The following is a 17,377-nucleotide window of genomic DNA, read 5'->3' as shown; positions in this document are numbered from 1 at the left end:
AGGTGGCGCCATAACGTCAGTCGAATCGCCAACGCACCCCGGCATACACCCCGCGCCCCTCACCGGGCGTGGAACGGGCGACATCCTTGCCGGCATCGTCGTAGCCCGGCGTGACCGTGGCCGCGTAGTGGCGATCGGCCAGGTTGCGCAGCTCCGCCCAGGCCTGCCAGCGGCCACCGGGGGCGTCGTAGCCGATGCGGGTGCCGAAGATCACGTGGCTGTCGGCGGCCATGCTGTTGGCGTAGTCGACGAACATCTTCGAGGCGTACTCGGTGTTGAGCCCGGCGTAGACGCCGGCCGGGTGGTCGTAGCGCAGTTCGGCCTGGTAGTAGTGGCGCGGCAGGCCGGGCAGGCGGTTGCTGCCGAAGCGCGCATCATCGCGGTAGCGGAAGTCGCTGAAGGTGTAGGCCTGGCGCAGTGACAGCCGACCGCCGATGCCCTGCCACAGTGCGCTGTCCAGGCCGGCTTCGATGCCGCGGTGCACGGTCGGGCTGGCGTTGGATTCGGCGATGAACAGGTTCGGCACCGGCTGCACCTCGACGGTCAGCAGCTCGTGGTTGAGACGGGCGTAATAGCCGGTCAGCTCCCAGCGGCCGAGCACACTGTCGCCGCGTGCACCGAGTTCCAGCGTGGTTGCGGTCTGGTTGTCCAGTTCCACTGGCGCGCGCTGGCGGCCGGTGGAGGCGCCGTTACCGGCGGCGAAATACTGGTTCGAGCCCCAGATCATCGACCACGGATGCGCCGGCTCCACCGAACGGCTCAGGTTGCCGAACCACTGTGTCTGCGGCGTCTGCTGCCAGGTGAAGCCGAGCCGCGGCGCGTAATCCCATTGCCGTTCGGAGAGCCGTTCCGGCGTGGCCGGCCAGGTGACCTGCGCATCGCGGCGGGTGTGGATCAACGCCAGCCCGGTCTGCAGGCGCAGCGTCTCGCTCAGCGCCAGGTCGTTGCCGAGGTGCAGCACGCTGTCGGTTCCGTAATGCTGGAAGTCGCGGGTGTGCGTGCCGGCGGCGTAACCGTTGCTGGCAAAGCGCAGCGTCTCGCGCACGTTCGCGTCCAGATCATGGGTCACGCGCAGGCCGATCGTGGTCACGCTGTCATGCCCGAACAGCGCGTGCCGGCGGCGGTAGTCCAGCGTGCCGTTGAGGTTGGCGTAGTCCAGCTGCTGGCGGTACAGGCTCTCGTTCAAGTCCATCGGGTACTTGTGATAGACGAGGCCGGCCTGCAGCGACGAATCGTCATCGATGGTGTAGGTCGTGGTGTTGCCGATCCAGGTGCTGCCCGGCTGCGGGCGGCGCGCGTCGATCGCCAGGTTGGCTGGATTCGCCGCGCGTGGATCGTTGCGGATCTGCGCGCGGGTCAGGCGCCCCGGGGTTTCGTGATCGGTCTCGCGGTAGCGCAGGAAGAAGCGTGTCTCCAGATCCGGCGTGAGCTGCCAGCCGACGTTGGCCACGGCGCCCTTGCCCTTGCCGGCGGCGTGCTGCTGATAGCCGTCGTACTCGGTATCGGTGTAGGCCAGGAAGTAATCAACCGCGTCCCGCACTCCGCCCAGGCTGATCCCGCGCTTCTGGTAACCGCGTGCGCCCGCTTCGTAGTGCAGCTCCAGCCCGGGCGTGTCGCGGCCGCTGCGGGTGATGTAGTTGACCGCACCGCCCAGCGCCAGCGCGCCGCGCTCGAACCCGTTGGCACCGCGCAGCACCTCCACGCGGCTCAGCCACAGCGGCTCCAGCAGCTCGTACGGCGTGCCGCCCGGACCGGTGAGCGGCAGGCCATCCAGCGAGACCGACAGGCCGGAGGCATGCGCACCGGGCGCCCGGTTGAGGCCCGAACCGCGGATGGAGACCTTGACGCCTTCATTGCCAGCGCTCTGCGCGCTGATGCCGGGCTGGTAGGCCAGTACATCGGCAGTGCCGGACAGGCGGTTGCCGGCGTTGACCAGGTTGATCGCGTTGCTGGCCCCCGGCACGCGCTTGAGTACCTCGCGGGCCTGTGCGTTGTCATCGGCAGCGGTGACCCGCACGGTGTCGAGCGTGGTGGCCTGTGGCCCGGCATGGGCCGGGGCGACGGCGGCGAGACCGAGGGAAACGGACAGAAATAGCGACGACGGGGCAGGGCGATACGGCGAGAGCGACATGCGGGGATGCTGTAAACCTTTAATGTGGCGCGCAAGTTAACAGGTCGTGAGGAATACGTCACGCGTCGGGCCGCTCCAACACGCCGGAGCGCCGGCCTGAAGCAGGGTCATGCTTGATTGCTCCCATCCCTGAACCGAGCGCGGTTCGAGGTTACAGCGGGGGTGTCGCCAGCGCCTTGGCTTTCGTATACAGCCGGCGAGCCGTTTCCTTCTCCCCCAGCGCGGCATGGCACTCTGCCAAGCTGTCCCACGCATTGGGCGAGTCCGGATACAGCTCGCTGTTCAGAGCGAAAATCTTCAACGCTTTGCGTGCGCCGAGACTCTCGCGGATGGCGTAGCCATCGGCATTGATCGCACGTTCCAGTTCGCCAGAGGGAACTCCGTTGCTGCCGCTCAGCCAGCGGTGCATTGTCTGTGTTGCACCGGCATCGTCATCAAGCGCGTAGCCGATCAGCCGCTCGGACAGTGCTGCATGCGGAAACTCGCCTGGCGCAGCCACTGCCATCGTGCTTTCCACCAGCGTGCTCGACCAGGCATTGCGGGCGCTTTGGTCACGGCGGGGGATAGGGTCAAGCGTCGCGGCGGCTGCGTGATGCGTGAAAGTCCAAAGGGCTGTCGTAAATGCCCCTTAGCACCTGGTGCAGCATCAGATATAAGAGCGCCTCCGTCCACGCTGACGAGATAGCCCTGCATGGGAAGGACAATGGAAGAAGATCAGGACTTCGCGCTCTTCATCGAGAATTTTGGCGAGGCCAGTGAGCGTGCGTCGGTGCCGCGGGCCAGCTTCTCCAAGTGGGCGGGTGTCTTGCCTGCATCGCTACTGAGCTACTGGCATCGAGATGGATGGGCGAGCTATGGCAATGGACGGCTGTGGACGGTCAATCCCGAGGACTACGAAGGCCTGATGCACATGTGGTTGGCTGGTACTCCATTTCCCCTGATCGATACCTACCATGTATTTGCCAGAAGCGGGTTTGGACGGCTCCACCTGTGCGGTGAAGCATCAGGCGCTGGGGTGAGCATCGATCCGATCCGCAGTGAAGTGTTTGCTCTTCAGAACTGTTTGAGGCCCAAGTCTCTCGCACGGCAGGAGGGGGGCATCAGGGCGTTTTTCGCTTGCGCGGAGCTCGACGACTTTGATCTGATGGATGGGGCCGAAGAGCTGCCTTTTGACAGGGTTGTGAGTACTTGCGGGCACTTGATGGCGGATGAGATGTATGGTTTTGAGCCAGCGCTGGTTTGCGGCGGCGAAGTAGCCATTGGCAATCTGCGCAGGCTCAAGCTTCACCCGCACCTGCATCTGCTGAGGGAGTTCGCCGCGCCTGCGTTTCCACGCTATGCGATTGATGTGAAGCCGCTGGCCCGGAAGTGAATTGGAGGCCCCAATAGTGTGGGGCCGAACCCATGCTCGGCTGTCTTTCGGTCAGGCGTCGTGCAGCCGGGAAAATTGAGCCGAGCAGTTGCACGGCTCCAAAGAGTTCGGTCGGTAACACTGGTCATACTTGGCGGTTCTTGGTGCCAAAGCCACCGTTACAGGGTGCGTGCGTACAATCGGATACCACTCCGCTGATGCACCGGTGCAAGTAATGCCAGGTTCCGCCAACGAAGCTGTGATGAAAGATCAACTTCTGGACGAGCTGTTGCGGGCTTCGCGAATGCTCACTTCAGAAGAAGTTGCTGCATTTGACCGGACGGTTCAGGCGCTATCAGGACTGGAATTCTCCAATCGAGAGCTGGGAGTCCTTTTTTCAACATTCGCCGATGACACTCCGCATCATGAAGTCATGTGGGGGCTGCTTCATCTCGTCGAGACAAGTGACAGCGAGATTTTCATTTCTGCGCTTGTCCAATCAGCTCCGTACATGCGTCGCGCGGCACCAGAATGGTTGGAGACGTTCATTTGCAGATTGCTGAATAGTGATCTACACAAAGATGTGTTGATTGCCTGCCTGAAGAAGATGGTTTCGACGAAGGGCGCAGCAGAAGTCGTCTCCTTGATCGAAGCGCTGAAGGATGATGCGTCGGACGGTATCCGGGTAAGGGCATCCGTGGTCGCTTCGGCACTGATGTAGCTGTGCGAGCGCAGACCAAGATCGGCATTTACCGGAGCGTCCCAACACCAGGTGGTGCCGGCCAACGGCCGGCACCACCACACGTTCAATGTAACACCGGGCCACGCCCGGCGACACTCGATCAGCCAAGAATCCCAGGCAGATCCAGCCCCTTCTCCTTCGCGCACTCCACCGCGATCTCATAACCTGCATCGGCATGCCGCATCACGCCGGTGGCCGGGTCGTTCCACAGCACGCGTGCAATGCGCTTGGCCGCGGCCTCGGTGCCGTCGCAGACGATGACCATGCCCGCATGCTGCGAGAAGCCCATGCCGACGCCGCCACCGTGGTGCAGCGACACCCAGGTGGCGCCACTGGCGGTGTTGAGCAGGGCGTTAAGCAGCGGCCAGTCGGAGACGGCATCGGAGCCGTCGGCCATTGCTTCGGTTTCGCGGTTCGGCGAGGCGACGCTGCCCGAATCCAGGTGATCGCGGCCGATCACCACCGGTGCCTTCAGCTCGCCATTGGCGACCATCTCGTTGAACGCCAGGCCGAGTCGGTCACGATCGCCCAGGCCGACCCAGCAGATGCGCGCGGGCAGGCCCTGGAATTTGATCTTCTCGGCGGCCATGTCGAGCCAGCGGTGCAGGTGCGGGTCGTCCGGGATCAGCTCCTTGACCTTCGCGTCGGTCTTGGCGATGTCCTCCGGATCGCCGCTCAGCGCCGCCCAGCGGAACGGGCCGATGCCGCGGCAGAACAGCGGGCGGATGTAGGCGGGCACGAAGCCGGGGAAGTCGAACGCATCGTCCACGCCTTCTTCCAGTGCCATCTGGCGCAGGTTGTTGCCGTAATCCACGGTCGGCACGCCGAGGGCGTGGAAGGCGAGCATGGCGCGGATGTGGTTGGCCATGGAGGCGCGCGCGGCGGCTTCGACGTCCTTCGGCGCGGAGACGCGTTTTTCATCCCACTCTTCCACGGTCCAGTCCTGCGGCAGGTAGCCGTTGACCGGGTCGTGCGCGGAGGTCTGGTCGGTCAGCAGGTCCGGCTTGACGCCGCGCACCAGCAGCTCGTCCAGCACGTCGGCGACGTTGCCGAGCAGGCCAACCGAGAGCGGCTTCTTCGCGGTGCAGGATTCCTCGATCAGGCGCAGCGCTTCGTCGAGGTCGTCGGTCCAGGTGTCCAGATAGCCGGTACGCAGGCGCATTTCGATGCTGCTCCTGCGGCACTCCACTGCCAGGCACGAGGCGCCGGCCATCACCGCAGCCAGCGGCTGCGCGCCGCCCATGCCGCCCAGCCCGCCAGTGAACAGCCATTTGCCGGCCAGGTTGCCGTTGTAGTGCTGGCGACCCATTTCCACGAAGGTTTCGTAGGTGCCCTGCACGATGCCCTGGGCGCCGATGTAGATCCAGCTGCCGGCCGTCATCTGGCCGTACATGGCCAGGCCCTTCTTATCGAGCTCGTTGAAGTGGTCCCAATTGGCCCAGCGCGGCACCAGGTTGGAGTTGGCGATCAGCACCCTTGGGGCGTCCACGTGGGTGCGGAACACGCCGACCGGCTTGCCGGACTGCACCAGCAGGGTCTGGTCATCCTCCAGCCGCTGCAGCGTCTCGACGATCTTGTCGTAGCTTTCCCAGTCGCGCGCGGCGCGGCCGATGCCGCCATAGACCACCAGCTCCTGCGGGCGCTCGGCCACGTCGGGGTGCAGGTTGTTCATCAGCATGCGCAGCGGGGCTTCGGTCAGCCAGCTCTTGCAGGTGAGCGTGGTACCGGTCGGGGCGAGGATGGTGCGGGTGGAATCGAGACGGGTCATGCAGCACTCCGGGACGTAGCGAAGTCGAGACAGGCATCGAGCACCTGCTGCAGCGTGGCGCGCAGCGGCGCGGCGTGATCGGGATCCAGCGGCGTGGGCCAGCTGTGCTCATCCACGGCCTCGGGCTCGTGCATGTAGCCGCGGCAGGCCAGCTCCATCTGCAGCGTGTGCACGCCGCCAGGGATGTCGCTGTAGTGACGGGTGATGTAGCCGCCCTTGAAACGGCCGTTGCGGACATGGCTCATGCCGCTCATCGCGCACAGGTTGTCGACCACATCGGTCAGAGCGTTGTCGCAGGTGGTGTCGCCATTGGTGCCCAGGTTGAACTGCGGCAGCTGGCCATCGAACAGGTGCGGAATATGCGAGCGGATCGAGTGCGCGTCGTACACCACCACGGTGCCGTGCTGCGCACGCAGGCGCGCGATCTCCGCGGCAAGGGCGTCGTGGTAGGGCATGAACCAGGTAGCGCGGCGCCGCGCGATCTCGGCTTCGTCCGGGCCGTGGCCATCGCGGTACAGCGGCTGGTTGTCGAAGGTGGTCAGCGGGCACAGGCCGGTGGTGTTCTGGCCCGGGTACAGCGAGCTGCCGCTGGGGTCGCGATTGAGATCGATGACCGAGCGCGACACCGCCGAGCGGATCGTGGTGGCGCCCATCTGCTGCGCGAAGGCATACAGATCGTGCACCCACCAGTCGGCATCGCGGCGGGCCAGCCACGGGGAGATGAACTGCGCGGCCAGTGCATCGGGCAGCTCGGTGCCGGTATGCGGGAAGCTGACGATCAACGGTGCATCGCCGCGGTGGATCTGCAGCCAGTCCGGGTGCGCGGTCATGACAGGGGCTCCAGCGGCGGGAGGATGTCGCCCAGGCCGTCGGCCAGCACGCCGCTGCGGACCAGATCGGTCGCGGCCACCATGTCCGGATGGAAATAGCGGTCGTCTTCCAGCGTGGGCACCTGCGCGCGCAGGCGCTGGCGCACCGCTTCCAGCGCATCGCTGGAGCGCAGCGGGGCGTGGAAATCGCAGCCCTGCGCGGCGGCGAGCAGCTCGATGCCGATCACATTGGCCGCGTTCTCGGCCATCGCCATCAGGCGGCGCGCACCGTGGGCGGCCATCGAGACGTGGTCTTCCTGGTTGGCCGAGGTCGGGATCGAATCGACGCTGGCCGGGTAGGCGCGCTGCTTGTTTTCCGAGACCAGCGCTGCCGCAGTGACCTGCGGAATCATGAAGCCGGAATTCAAGCCCGGCTTCGGGGTAAGGAAGGCCGGCAACCCGGACAGCGCCGGGTCGACCAGCATCGCGGTGCGGCGCTCACTGATCGAGCCGATCTCGCACACGGCCATCGCCAGCATGTCGGCCGCGAAGGCGACCGGCTCGGCATGGAAGTTGCCGCCGCTCAGCGCCTCGTTGGTATCGGTGAACACCAGCGGATTGTCGGACACGCCGTTGGCTTCGATCGCCAGCGTGGTCGCGGCCTGGCGCATCACGTCGAACGCGGCGCCCATCACCTGCGGCTGGCAGCGCAGGCAGTAGGGGTCCTGCACGCGCACGTCGTTGTCGCGGTGCGATTCGCGGATCGCCGAGCCCTGCATCAGGGTGCGCAGCGCGGCGGCGGTGGCGATCTGCCCGCGCTGGCCGCGGATGCTGTGGATGCGGGGATCGAAGGGCGTGTCCGAGCCCTTGGCTGCTTCCACCGACAGCGCGCCGGTGACCAGCGCCGCACGGAACACGGTATCGATCGCGAACAGCCCGGCCAGTGCATAGGCGGTGGAGTATTGCGTGCCGTTGAGCAGGGCCAGGCCTTCCTTCGCACCCAGCACCAGCGGGGCCAGGCCGACCTTCGCCAGTGCCTCGGCAGCAGGCAGGCGCTGACCATCGACGAAGGCCTCGCCGACACCGATCATCACGCTGGCCAGGTGCGAAAGCGGGGCCAGGTCGCCCGAGGCGCCAACCGAGCCCTGGCACGGAATCACCGGAATGAAATCGTGCTGCAGAAACGCTTCCAGCAGGGCCAGTGTCTGCGGGCGGATGCCCGAGGCGCCCTGGGCGAGGCTGGCCAGCTTCAGCGCCATCATCAGGCGCACTACCGGCGCCGGCATCGGCTCACCGACGCCGGCCGCGTGCGAGAGCACGATATTGCGCTGCAGGGTTTCCAGATCCTCGCGCTCGATGCGCACGCTGGCCAACTTGCCGAAGCCGGTGTTGATGCCATACACCGGTGCGCCCTTGGCGACGATGTCGGCCACGGTCTGCGCACTGCGCAGCACGGCGGCGGCCGAAGCCGGGTCCAGCCGCACCCGCGCGCCGTCATGGATCGCGCGCCATTGCGCCAGCGTGACGGCGCCGGGGTGCAGGGTCAGGGTAGTGCTCATGAAATCTCCAGACATCACTAGGTTCAGACGGGTTGGCCGCGCATCACGCGGGCGTGCAGGGGGTTGAAGCCCATGCGGTAGACGAGGTCGGCAGGCGCCTCGATGTCCCACACGGCCAGATTGCAGTCCAGGCCGACGGCGAGCCGGCCTATCCGGTCCTGGCGACCGAGTGCGCGTGCGGCTTCACGGGTGAAGCCGGCGATGCATTCCTCCACGGTCATGCGGAACAGGGTGGCGGCCATGTTCATCGCAAGCAGCGGGCTGGTCAGGGGCGAGGTGCCGGGGTTGGAATCGGTGGCCAGCGCCAGTGGCACACCCGCCGCGCGCAGTTCGGCGATCGGGGGCAGGGTGGTATCACGGGTGAAATAGAACGCGCCCGGCAGTAGCACCGCCACGGTGCCGGCGCGGCGCATCGCGGCGATGCCGTCGGCGTCGAGGTGTTCGATATGGTCGGCCGACAGCGCACCGTGACGCGCCGCCAGGGCGGCACCATGCTGGTTGCTCAGCTGCTCGGCGTGGATCTTGATCGCCAGCCCGTGCTGCCGCGCGGCGACGAACACCTGTTCGGCCTGCGCGGCGCTGAAGGCGATGTTCTCGCAGAACACGTCCACCGCTTCGGCCAGCCCGGCGGCGGCAACGGCCGGAATCATGACGTTGCAGACCTCGTCGATGTACTCCTGCGCCTCGCGGCCCGGCGGGATCGCATGTGCGCCGAGGAAGGTCGGCACGATCTCGACCGCGCGCTGGCGGCCCAGTTCGCGCGCGACCTGCAGCTGCTTGGTCTCGTCGGCCAGGGTCAGCCCGTACCCGGATTTGATCTCCAGCGTGGTGATGCCTTCGGCCAACATGGCGTCCAGGCGGGGCAGGCTGGCGGCGAGCAGGTCGGCTTCGCTGGCGGCGCGGGTGGCGCGCACGGTGGAGACGATGCCGCCGCCGGCGCGGGCGATATCGGCATAGCTCACGCCCTGCAGGCGCTGCTCGAACTCACCGGCGCGGTTGCCGGCATAGACCAGGTGGGTGTGGCAGTCGATCAGGCCGGGGCTGATCCAGCGCCCGCCAACGTCGATGCGCTGGGCCGGCTGCAGATGATCGGCCGAGCCGGCCGCGCCGACATGCACGATGCGCCCATCGGTCGCGGCGATGACGCCATCCTCGATCACGCCCAGCCCCGGGCCATCGACGGTGATCAGGTTGGCGTGGTACCAGAGGGTGTCACAGTGCATGGCAGCAACCACATCGGTGTATATGTCTATACAATATAGGCGCCTCTTCCGGGATGTCCAGTGATGCCAGCCAACCCCGCACCGATCCTTCGTTTCCACGCCGCCCGCGCGCTGCTGCCGCAGGGCTGGGCGCGCGATGTGCGCATCGCCAGCCAGGGCGGCATGCTGGTCGAGGTGACCCCGGGGATGCCGGCCGAGGCGGGTGATGCCGCGTTGGCCATCGCCCTGCCGGGCCTGGGCAACCTGCACAGCCACGCCTTCCAGCGCGGCATGGCCGGGCTGACCGAGATCGGTGGCAACAGCGGGGACAGCTTCTGGAGCTGGCGGGAGCTGATGTACCGCTTCCTGGCGCATCTGCAGCCCGATGCCATGCAGGCGATCGCCGAGCAGGCCTATGTGGAGATGCTGGAATCCGGGTTCACCCGGGTTGGCGAGTTCCACTATCTGCATCACGGGCCGGACGGTGCGCCTTACGCCAACCGTGCCGAAATGGCCGAGCGCATCGCCGCTGCCGCCCGGTCCAGCGGGATCGGCCTGACCCTGCTGCCGGTGTTCTATGCGCATGCCGATTTCGGTGGCGCCGCGCCGAACCCGGCCCAGCGCCGGCTGATCCACGATGTCGATGGTTTTGCCGAGCTGCTGCAGGGCTGCACGCGCGCGCTGCAGGGCCAGGACGATGCGGTGCTCGGTTTCGCCCCGCACAGCCTGCGCGCGGTGACCGGCGAGGAACTGTCGGCGCTGCTGCCCCTCAACACCGGCCCGGTCCACATCCACATCGCCGAACAGACCCGCGAGGTCGATGCCTGCGTGGCCTGGAGCGGGATGCGCCCTGTGCAGTGGCTGTACGAACACGCGCCGGTGGACGCACGCTGGTGCCTGGTGCACGCCACCCACATCACCGGGGCGGAGCTGCAGCAGATCGTGGCCAGTCGCGCGGTGGCCGGGCTGTGCCCGATCACCGAGGCGAACCTGGGCGACGGCCTGTTCCCGATGCAGGCGTTCGCGCGCGCCGGTGGCCGGTTCGGTGTCGGTTCCGACTCCAACGTCCTGATCGACGCCGCCGAAGAACTGCGCCTGCTCGAGTACGGCCAGCGCCTGCACCTGCGTGGGCGCAACGTGCTGGCCCCGGGCGATGGCCAGTCCACCGGCCGCTGGCTGTACGAACAGTCGTTGAACGGTGCTGCGCAGGCGCTGGGCGTGACCAGCGGGCTGCAGGTCGGCGCACCTGCCGACCTGGTCGAGCTCGATCCCGATCACCCGGCGCTGATCGCCCGCGACGGCGATGCCTTGCTTGACAGCTGGGTGTTCGCCGCACGTAATGGCGCCGTGCGATCGGTATGGCGCCAGGGGCGCCAGTTGGTCCGTGACGGTCGCCACCCGCAACGCGAGGCGGTGGCCGCACGGTTCGCCGCGGCACTTCGACCGTTGTTGAGGGTCTGATCCGACCCTCCCATGCAGGAATCCAGAGTGACGGGCAAGAAAGCAGCAACCCTCAATCAGCGCATCCGCGCCGATCTGGAAAGCCGCATCCTCAGTGGACAGTGGGAGCCTGGCTTCCGCATCCCCTACGAACACGAGCTGATGGAGCAGTACGGCTGCTCGCGGATGACCGTGAACAAGGTGCTGACCGCGCTGGCCGAGAGCGGCATGATCGAGCGCCGCCGCCGTGCGGGCTCGTTCGTCGCCCGGCAGCCGCCGCACCTGGAACAGGTGGCGCTGGAAATCCCCGATATCGCGATGGCGGTGGAAGCGCGCGGGCATGTGTATGGCTACCAGCTGCTGGAGCGCGCCTACCGTCGCCCACGCGAGCAGGTCGCGGAGGAAACCGCCCTGGCCGGCGGCGAAAAACTGCTGGCGATCCGCTGCCTGCACCTGGCCGATGGCCGGCCGCTGGCACTGGAGCATCGCCTGATCAGTCCGGTCGGCGTGCCGGAGGTGCTGGCGGTGGATTTCGAGACGACGGCGCCCGGCAGCTGGCTGCTGCAGAACGTGTCGTGGACGCGCGCCCAGCACCGGATCAGCGCGTGGGGCGCCGATGACGCGGCCGCTACGCTGTTGCAGGTCAAACCCGGCACGGCATGCCTGGTCATCGACCGCCTCACCTGGCGCGGCGAGCAGCCGATCACCTGCGTGCGGCAGATGTTCCTGGGCGATGCCTACGACCTGGTCGCCCGATTCTCGCCGGGCGCGCGCTGACCGTTACAGCGTGGTGCATTGCCGCCAGCGGACCGGCTCATCCACGCCGGGGCGCGGGTTGAGCTGGATGCGCACGGTGCGCAGTGCCGGGTAGCGGGTCACTTCCTCGCAGATCAGCGGCCAGATGGCATCGATCTCGCCGGTGCGGTTGATCGCCAGCGTCTGCCGCGTCAGCCAGATGCCGCTGGCCACGCCGGGGCGGGTGGCCACGTTGCGTGACAGTTCGTGCTGATAGCGGTCCAGCGTGGCGTTGTCGGGGTTGGCGTCCATCGCAGCGGGGGCCGCGTCAGTCGCCGGGCCTGGACGGCCCTCGTGCGCTGCCGCGGGTGGTGCCGGTGCGGCGGTGGGGGCGGTATCGGCCGGCGCCGGGGCCGCTGTGGCGGGAGTCATGGCGGCAGGCGCGGTCGTCGTGGACTCGTCGTCGGCCCATTGCCTTTCCAGTCCCGCGGTCAGCGAGCCCAGCCCGACCATCAAGCCCAGAGTCGCCGCGCCCAGCGCCGCGATCGAAATCCGGCGGATCGCCTCGCGACGGGCACCGGCCTGTACGCGGGACTCCATGTCGCCGGGCAGATACGGCTGCAGCAGCGGCCACAGCAGCGGGCCGTCCAGAACCTCGACATTCTGCTTTTCAGCGGCGATGCGGCCATCGCGCTCGACCCTGCCTTCGGTGATCAGGATCCCGCCGCGGGCACCAGCCAGGCGCGCGGCGGCGCCCAGCTCATTCACCGCCGCCGTGCCGATCCGGTAAGCGCGCCCGTGCTTGCAGGAGAGCAGCCAGCGCTGCGGGCCGTCGTGCATGAGGAAATCGCTGCGGGGTTGGCGGCTGTCCACGGCCTCATCGGGCACGTCCTGCAGGCCACGCTGCTCGTGCATCGCACGCCGGACGATCAGGGAAAATTCCCGCCAGTGCATGCCGGCCAGGGCATTCAGGCCAAGCTGGGTCTCCTTGCGCTTCCGTTTGATCAGCCAGAAGTAGGCCGTGGCCAGGAACCAGGCGATGAGGGCCAACAGCAGGGCCAGAATCCAGGAGAGCATGCAGGGGGATATGAACAGGGAAGTGCGATAGACAGTTTATATGCGCCTTTGCACGTCAGCGGCGCGTCGTTGTCGCACGCATGGGCATCCGTCGATCACGTCGGTGACGGCCGTCTCACTTTGTGGCGGTGCGGCGATCGAGCGCCCACAAAAAACCCGCCAATCCAAAGCCGTGAGGGGAGGGAACAAACGGCGGTGGAAGCGATTGGCGGGTCGATTTCGATTGTCAACAAAGTCGTGCTGCTTTGCAACAAACGAGGTCGGATCAGTTCAGTCAGGCGTCGGAGGTCGGCGACTGGTGCGTCCCCGGCGACGGATCGGCCGACGGGGAGGCATTGCGGGCCTCGGCGCGGTTGACCCGGGTAGTGAGGGCGTCGATCCGGGCATTGAGGGCGGCCACGTCCTCGGCGGTCGGGATGTGCAGGCGCTTGAGCACGCCCTGGACCCGGTCATCGAAGGCCTTCTCGACCTTGTCCCAGGTGCCGCTGGCCTTTTCACGGGCCTCGCCGAGGTGTTCCTCGACATTGTCGCGCCAGCGCGGCGTATCGCCGGCCTGCTCACGGTTGCGGGCCTCGATGTTCTCGCCTTCCTTGACCAGGTTGTCGAAGACCCGGCTGCCTTCGGCCTGTGCGCGCCCGAAGGCGCCAAGCCCCGCCAGCCAGATCTGCTGGGCCGAATCGGTCAGCTTGCGCGAGAAGCGCTCGGCCTGATCCTGCAGCGAGGGCTTCTCGCCGGGGATGCGATCGTCGAAGTCGTTGGGTGAATTCATGGGGCGATCCCTGTGGGTGGACACCCTTGGATCGTATGCATCGCCGGCTTCAAGCGATGTGATGGCCGGCGCCTGTGCAGCGCCGGGCCGGGTGTCGGTTCAGCCGAGCTTTTCCTGCAGCACGCGCTGGATCTCGCTTTCCACCATGCTTTTCATGGCCGAGAGCAGGAAGCCGAGCTTGGCGGTGACCTGCACTTGGCCGGGCTGCAGCGCGATCGCGCCATCCACGCCGGAGCCGCTGAAGTTCAGCACGTCGCCCACCCAGCTGGACTGCAGGCCGAAACGCTCGGACAGTTTGGCGGCGACTTCTTCGATGGCCTTGCGCGCGTTTTCGGCGGGCAGGGAGTGGGCGTGACGGATATCGATGGTGGACATACAGTCTCCTGGCGGACAACGGCGCGGATTCGGGCGTGCATTGTGCGCATCCTCAGGCACAACTCCAAGGTCTGCGTCACACTTCTTCTTCCCTGACATTCAACCTGCTAGGCTGCGCCGCGTGCAGAACCTGCTAGTCCACTTTACTCAACGCCAACACCCCGACCAGCCCCTGCGGCCCGGGGTGCAGCGCATCGTGCGTCATGCTTCGGGCACTGTCCGGCTTGGCGATGACACTCCCGGCACCTTGTTGCTGGCCCAGTTCTGCCTGGACGACCGCGGCTTGTGGCTGCAGGTCGCCAGCGGCATCCGCGGCATCCACGTCAATGGCCGCCCGGTGCGGCGGATGGCGCTGCTGCGCGCGGGCGACGCCGTCTACGCCGATGGCGTGGAGATGGTGGTGCAGGGCGACTGCGAGGCCGTTGCGCACGCACCGCCGCGCAGCGATGACGGTGGCGATGACCAGCGTCTGTTGCGTGGCGTCGGCGGCCAGCACCACGGGCGCAGCTTCACCCTGGATCGCCCGCGCGTGATCGGGCGCGGGCCGGAGGCGGACATCGTCATCGACGACCCGGCCTTCGCCGAGCAGCACGCCCGCCTTGAGCAGCACGGCGAGCGCCTGCTGCTGCGCGACCTGGGCGCCGGCGAGTCGACCCGGGTCAATGGCGTCACCGTTCGCCACTGCTGGCTGCAGCCCGGTGACCAGCTGGTCTTCGATGCCCAGCACCGCTTCGTGCTCGAGGTGCCGCATGACGGCCGCAAGCGCATCGTGGTCGAGGAAGAAGACGACGGCTTCGAAGCGCGCCAGCGCCCGGAACCGGTGGCCGTGCCCAAGCGGGTGAGCCGCTGGCCGTGGCTGCTGGTCAGTGCGCTGCTGCTCGCGGCAGCGATCAGCGGCCTGCTCTGGTTCGGGGCGAGGTAGTGCCGGCCCCTGGCCGGCAATCAGGCACACCTGGCGTGGGCCATTAGATTCGTTTGCAACCAAATTCGCCTTGTCCTGCAAGGCCTAAAGGCTGGTGCGCTGCGGCATACTAGGGGTCTTGCCCCATAGGTGTGACATGACGCGCGCGTTCAATTTCAGTGCCGGCCCTGCAACCCTGCCGGAATCGGTCCTGCGCCAGGCGCAGGAAGAGATGTTGGAGTGGAACGGCGCGGGCGCCTCCATTGTCGAAATGAGTCACCGCGGCCCGGAGTTCATGGCCGTCGCCGCCCAGGCCGAGGCCGATCTGCGCCGCCTGATCGGCATTCCGGACGACTACGCGGTGATGTTCCTGGCCGGCGGCGCGACCACCCAGCAGGCCCTGCTCGCGCTCAACTTCGCCCAGCCCGGCCAGACCGTGGATTACGTGCTCACCGGGCACTGGGGCAAGACCGCGATCAAGCAGGTCAGCCCGTATGTTTCGGTCAACGTGGCTGCCAGCAGCGAGGCCAACGGCTTCCACGACATCCCGGCACGCGCCAGCTGGCAGCTCTCCGACGATGCCGCGTACGTGCACATCACCGCCAACGAAACCATCCACGGCGTCGAGTTCCGTGACACTCCCGACGTGGGCACGGTGCCGCTGTTCGCCGATTTCAGCTCGTCGATCGCCAGCGAACCGCTGGATGTCAGCCGGTACGGCCTGATCTACGCCGGGGCGCAGAAGAATCTCGGCCCGGTCGGCGTATCGGTCGTGATCGTGCGCCGCGACCTGCTCGAGCGCAGCGGCCAGCCGCGCGCGGACATCTTCGATTACCGCTCGCATGTCGCCCGCGATTCCATGCTCAACACCCCGCCGACCTGGAACTGGTACCTGGCCGGCCTGGTGTTCCAGTGGATGCTGGCCGAAGGCGGAGTGGAAGAATTCGCGCGTCGCAACGCGGTCAAGTCGGGCCTGGTGTACGAGGCGATCGACCAGTCCGGCGGCTTCTACCGCAACAACGTGGTGCCAGCCGCGCGCTCGCGCATGAACATCCCGTTTTTCCTGCCCGACGACACGCTCAATGCCCGTTTCGTCAGTGAATCCAAAGCCGCCGGCCTGCTGGCGCTGAAGGGTCACAAGGCGGTCGGCGGCATCCGTGCCTCGCTGTACAACGCCATGCCGGTGGAGGGCGCGCAGGCGCTGGCCGCCTTCATGCGCGATTTCCAGCAGCGCAACGGCTGACGCGTTCGTTTTCCCCGGGGCGCCTGCCGCCCCACAGCAATTGGAACCCAGATGGCCACCAAACCCGCCAAGCCCAAGGCCGCCACGCCGGCGCCGACCACGCCCAAGGCTGCTGCCCCCGCGAAGAAGGCCAAGGCCGCCAAGCGCGATACCGCGCCGGCCGTTGCCGCGCCCGTGCTGTCGGACGTGCGCGCCAAGATCGACCATATCGACCGCAGCATCCAGGCACTGATCGCCGAGCGCGCCAACTTCGCCCACCAGGTCGGGAAGGCCAAGGGCAAGCTCGCCGCCGCCGTGGATTACTACCGCCCCGAGCGCGAAGCCCAGGTGCTGCGCATGGTGGTGGACCGCAACGAAGGCCCGCTCAGCGACGAAGTGCTGGTCCACGTCTACCGCGAAATCATGTCGGCCTGCCTGGCCCAGCAGGAGCCGCTGAAGATCGGCTATCTCGGTCCGGAAGGCACCTTCAGCCAGCAGGCCGTGCTCAAGCACTTCGGCCGCTCGGCGCTGGGCCTGCCGCTGGCCAGCATCGAGGAAGTCTTCCAGGAAGTGGAAGCGGGCAATGCCGATTTCGGTGTAGTGCCGGTGGAAAACTCGGGGCAGGGCACCATCCAGATCACCTTGGACATGTTCCTGACCTCCAACCTGAAGATCTGTGGCGAAGTGGAACTGCGCGTGCAGCAGTACCTGATGTCGCGCAGCGGCCGGCTGGAAGATGTCGAGCGCGTCTACGGCCACCCGCAGTCGTTCATGCAGACCTCCTCGTGGCTGCGCGCCAACCTGCCCAAGGCCGAGAAGATCCCGGTGTCCAGCAATGCCGAAGGTGCGCGCCGCGCCCGCAATGCCGATGACGCCGCGGCGATCGGCGGCGAGAGTGCCGGGCATGTGTACGGCCTGAAGAAGGTGGTGACCAAGCCGATCCAGAACGATGCGGACAACACCACGCGCTTCCTGGTGATCGGCCGCAACATCTTCCCGACCTCCGGCCACGACCGCACCTCGGTGCTGGTGTTCATCCACGACAAGCCTGGCGCGCTGTTCGATGTGCTCAGCCCGTTCGCGCGGCATGGCATCAGCATGAACCGGATCGAGTCGCGTCCCTCGCACAACGCCAAGTGGGAGTACGGCTTCTTCATCGACCTGGCTGGCCACGTTGACGACGAGGCGATGCAGGCGGCCCTGGCCGAACTGAAAGCCCACTCGGCGCAGATCAAGATCCTCGGCTCCTATCCGGTCGCCGTGCCCTGATCCGAACGGCGTAGCCGCGCTGCGCGC

The 17,377-nt window shown here is 67.0% G+C and carries 15 protein-coding genes and 1 pseudogene; 7 read left to right on the top strand and 9 right to left on the bottom strand.

Going from position 1 to position 17,377, the window contains the following annotated elements:
• Positions 1-16: 16 nt before the first annotated feature.
• On the bottom strand, positions 17-2,131 hold the full coding sequence (locus tag OC373_RS02070) for a TonB-dependent receptor (protein WP_261996949.1): 2,115 nt from the start codon (positions 2,129-2,131) through the stop codon (positions 17-19).
• A 151-nt stretch (positions 2,132-2,282) separates the two neighbouring features.
• Positions 2,283-2,684, bottom strand: a pseudogene (locus tag OC373_RS02065) (serine hydrolase); the annotation flags it as partial.
• A 150-nt stretch (positions 2,685-2,834) separates the two neighbouring features.
• Between OC373_RS02065 and OC373_RS02060 the strand changes: the two are divergent.
• Positions 2,835-3,503, top strand: coding sequence for a GAD-like domain-containing protein (locus OC373_RS02060; RefSeq protein WP_261996947.1), 669 nt, complete (start codon positions 2,835-2,837; stop codon positions 3,501-3,503).
• Between the two features lie 241 nt (positions 3,504-3,744).
• Positions 3,745-4,203 carry an Imm30 family immunity protein gene (locus OC373_RS02055; protein WP_261996946.1) on the top strand — a complete coding sequence of 153 codons (459 nt, stop codon included), beginning with the start codon at positions 3,745-3,747 and terminating at the stop codon, positions 4,201-4,203.
• Between the two features lie 121 nt (positions 4,204-4,324).
• Here the strand turns inward: OC373_RS02055 and hutU are convergent, their stop codons facing one another.
• The 4 genes from hutU to hutI are packed head-to-tail and all read right to left on the bottom strand — an operon-like array spanning position 4,325 to position 9,583.
• The gene (gene hutU / locus OC373_RS02050) at positions 4,325-5,992 is read right to left on the bottom strand and encodes a urocanate hydratase (protein ID WP_261996945.1); all 1,668 of its coding nucleotides are present in this window, start codon (positions 5,990-5,992) and stop codon (positions 4,325-4,327) included.
• Positions 5,989-6,822, bottom strand: coding sequence for an N-formylglutamate deformylase (gene hutG, locus OC373_RS02045; protein ID WP_070425439.1), 834 nt, complete (start codon positions 6,820-6,822; stop codon positions 5,989-5,991). Before hutG ends, hutU begins: the two co-directional genes overlap by 4 nt.
• The gene (gene hutH / locus OC373_RS02040; RefSeq protein ID WP_070425438.1) at positions 6,819-8,360 is read right to left on the bottom strand and encodes a histidine ammonia-lyase; all 1,542 of its coding nucleotides are present in this window, start codon (positions 8,358-8,360) and stop codon (positions 6,819-6,821) included. Before hutH ends, hutG begins: the two co-directional genes overlap by 4 nt.
• A gap of 23 nt (positions 8,361-8,383) precedes the next feature.
• Positions 8,384-9,583 carry an imidazolonepropionase gene (gene hutI, locus OC373_RS02035; protein ID WP_261996944.1) on the bottom strand — a complete coding sequence of 400 codons (1,200 nt, stop codon included), beginning with the start codon at positions 9,581-9,583 and terminating at the stop codon, positions 8,384-8,386.
• 63 nt (positions 9,584-9,646) lie between these two features.
• Here hutI and OC373_RS02030 point away from each other — a divergent pair, with 63 nt between their 5' ends.
• Positions 9,647-11,023 carry a formimidoylglutamate deiminase gene (locus tag OC373_RS02030; protein WP_070425436.1) on the top strand — a complete coding sequence of 459 codons (1,377 nt, stop codon included), beginning with the start codon at positions 9,647-9,649 and terminating at the stop codon, positions 11,021-11,023.
• A gap of 27 nt (positions 11,024-11,050) precedes the next feature.
• Positions 11,051-11,779 carry a histidine utilization repressor gene (gene hutC / locus OC373_RS02025; RefSeq protein ID WP_070425435.1) on the top strand — a complete coding sequence of 243 codons (729 nt, stop codon included), beginning with the start codon at positions 11,051-11,053 and terminating at the stop codon, positions 11,777-11,779.
• A 3-nt stretch (positions 11,780-11,782) separates the two neighbouring features.
• Here the strand turns inward: hutC and OC373_RS02020 are convergent, their stop codons facing one another.
• The 3 genes from OC373_RS02020 to OC373_RS02010 form a co-directional block, all read right to left on the bottom strand.
• Positions 11,783-12,814 (bottom strand): restriction endonuclease, encoded by a 1,032-nt coding sequence (locus OC373_RS02020; protein ID WP_070425434.1) that lies wholly within the window; start codon positions 12,812-12,814, stop codon positions 11,783-11,785.
• 274 nt (positions 12,815-13,088) lie between these two features.
• Positions 13,089-13,583, bottom strand: coding sequence for a phasin family protein (locus tag OC373_RS02015; protein ID WP_070425433.1), 495 nt, complete (start codon positions 13,581-13,583; stop codon positions 13,089-13,091).
• A gap of 99 nt (positions 13,584-13,682) precedes the next feature.
• On the bottom strand, positions 13,683-13,958 hold the full coding sequence (locus OC373_RS02010; RefSeq protein ID WP_019184309.1) for a polyhydroxyalkanoic acid system family protein: 276 nt from the start codon (positions 13,956-13,958) through the stop codon (positions 13,683-13,685).
• Positions 13,959-14,079: 121 nt separating this feature from the next.
• Here OC373_RS02010 and OC373_RS02005 point away from each other — a divergent pair, with 121 nt between their 5' ends.
• The 3 genes from OC373_RS02005 to pheA all read left to right on the top strand — a co-directional run bounded on the left by OC373_RS02005 (position 14,080) and on the right by pheA (position 17,350).
• Positions 14,080-14,880 (top strand): FHA domain-containing protein, encoded by an 801-nt coding sequence (locus tag OC373_RS02005; protein WP_070425432.1) that lies wholly within the window; start codon positions 14,080-14,082, stop codon positions 14,878-14,880.
• 136 nt (positions 14,881-15,016) lie between these two features.
• Positions 15,017-16,102: a 3-phosphoserine/phosphohydroxythreonine transaminase gene (serC, locus tag OC373_RS02000; RefSeq protein ID WP_019184307.1), complete on the top strand. Its 1,086-nt coding sequence runs from the start codon at positions 15,017-15,019 to the stop codon at positions 16,100-16,102.
• Positions 16,103-16,141: 39 nt separating this feature from the next.
• Positions 16,142-17,350, top strand: a complete 1,209-nt coding sequence (pheA, locus tag OC373_RS01995; protein WP_152663744.1) for a prephenate dehydratase — start codon at positions 16,142-16,144, stop codon at positions 17,348-17,350.
• Positions 17,351-17,377: the final 27 nt, after the last annotated feature.

It is taken from the genome of Stenotrophomonas sp. Ste96 (assembly GCF_024519495.1).
Classification (GTDB): domain Bacteria; phylum Pseudomonadota; class Gammaproteobacteria; order Xanthomonadales; family Xanthomonadaceae; genus Stenotrophomonas; species Stenotrophomonas bentonitica_A.
This window is presented reverse-complemented; position numbering and strand designations above follow the sequence as displayed.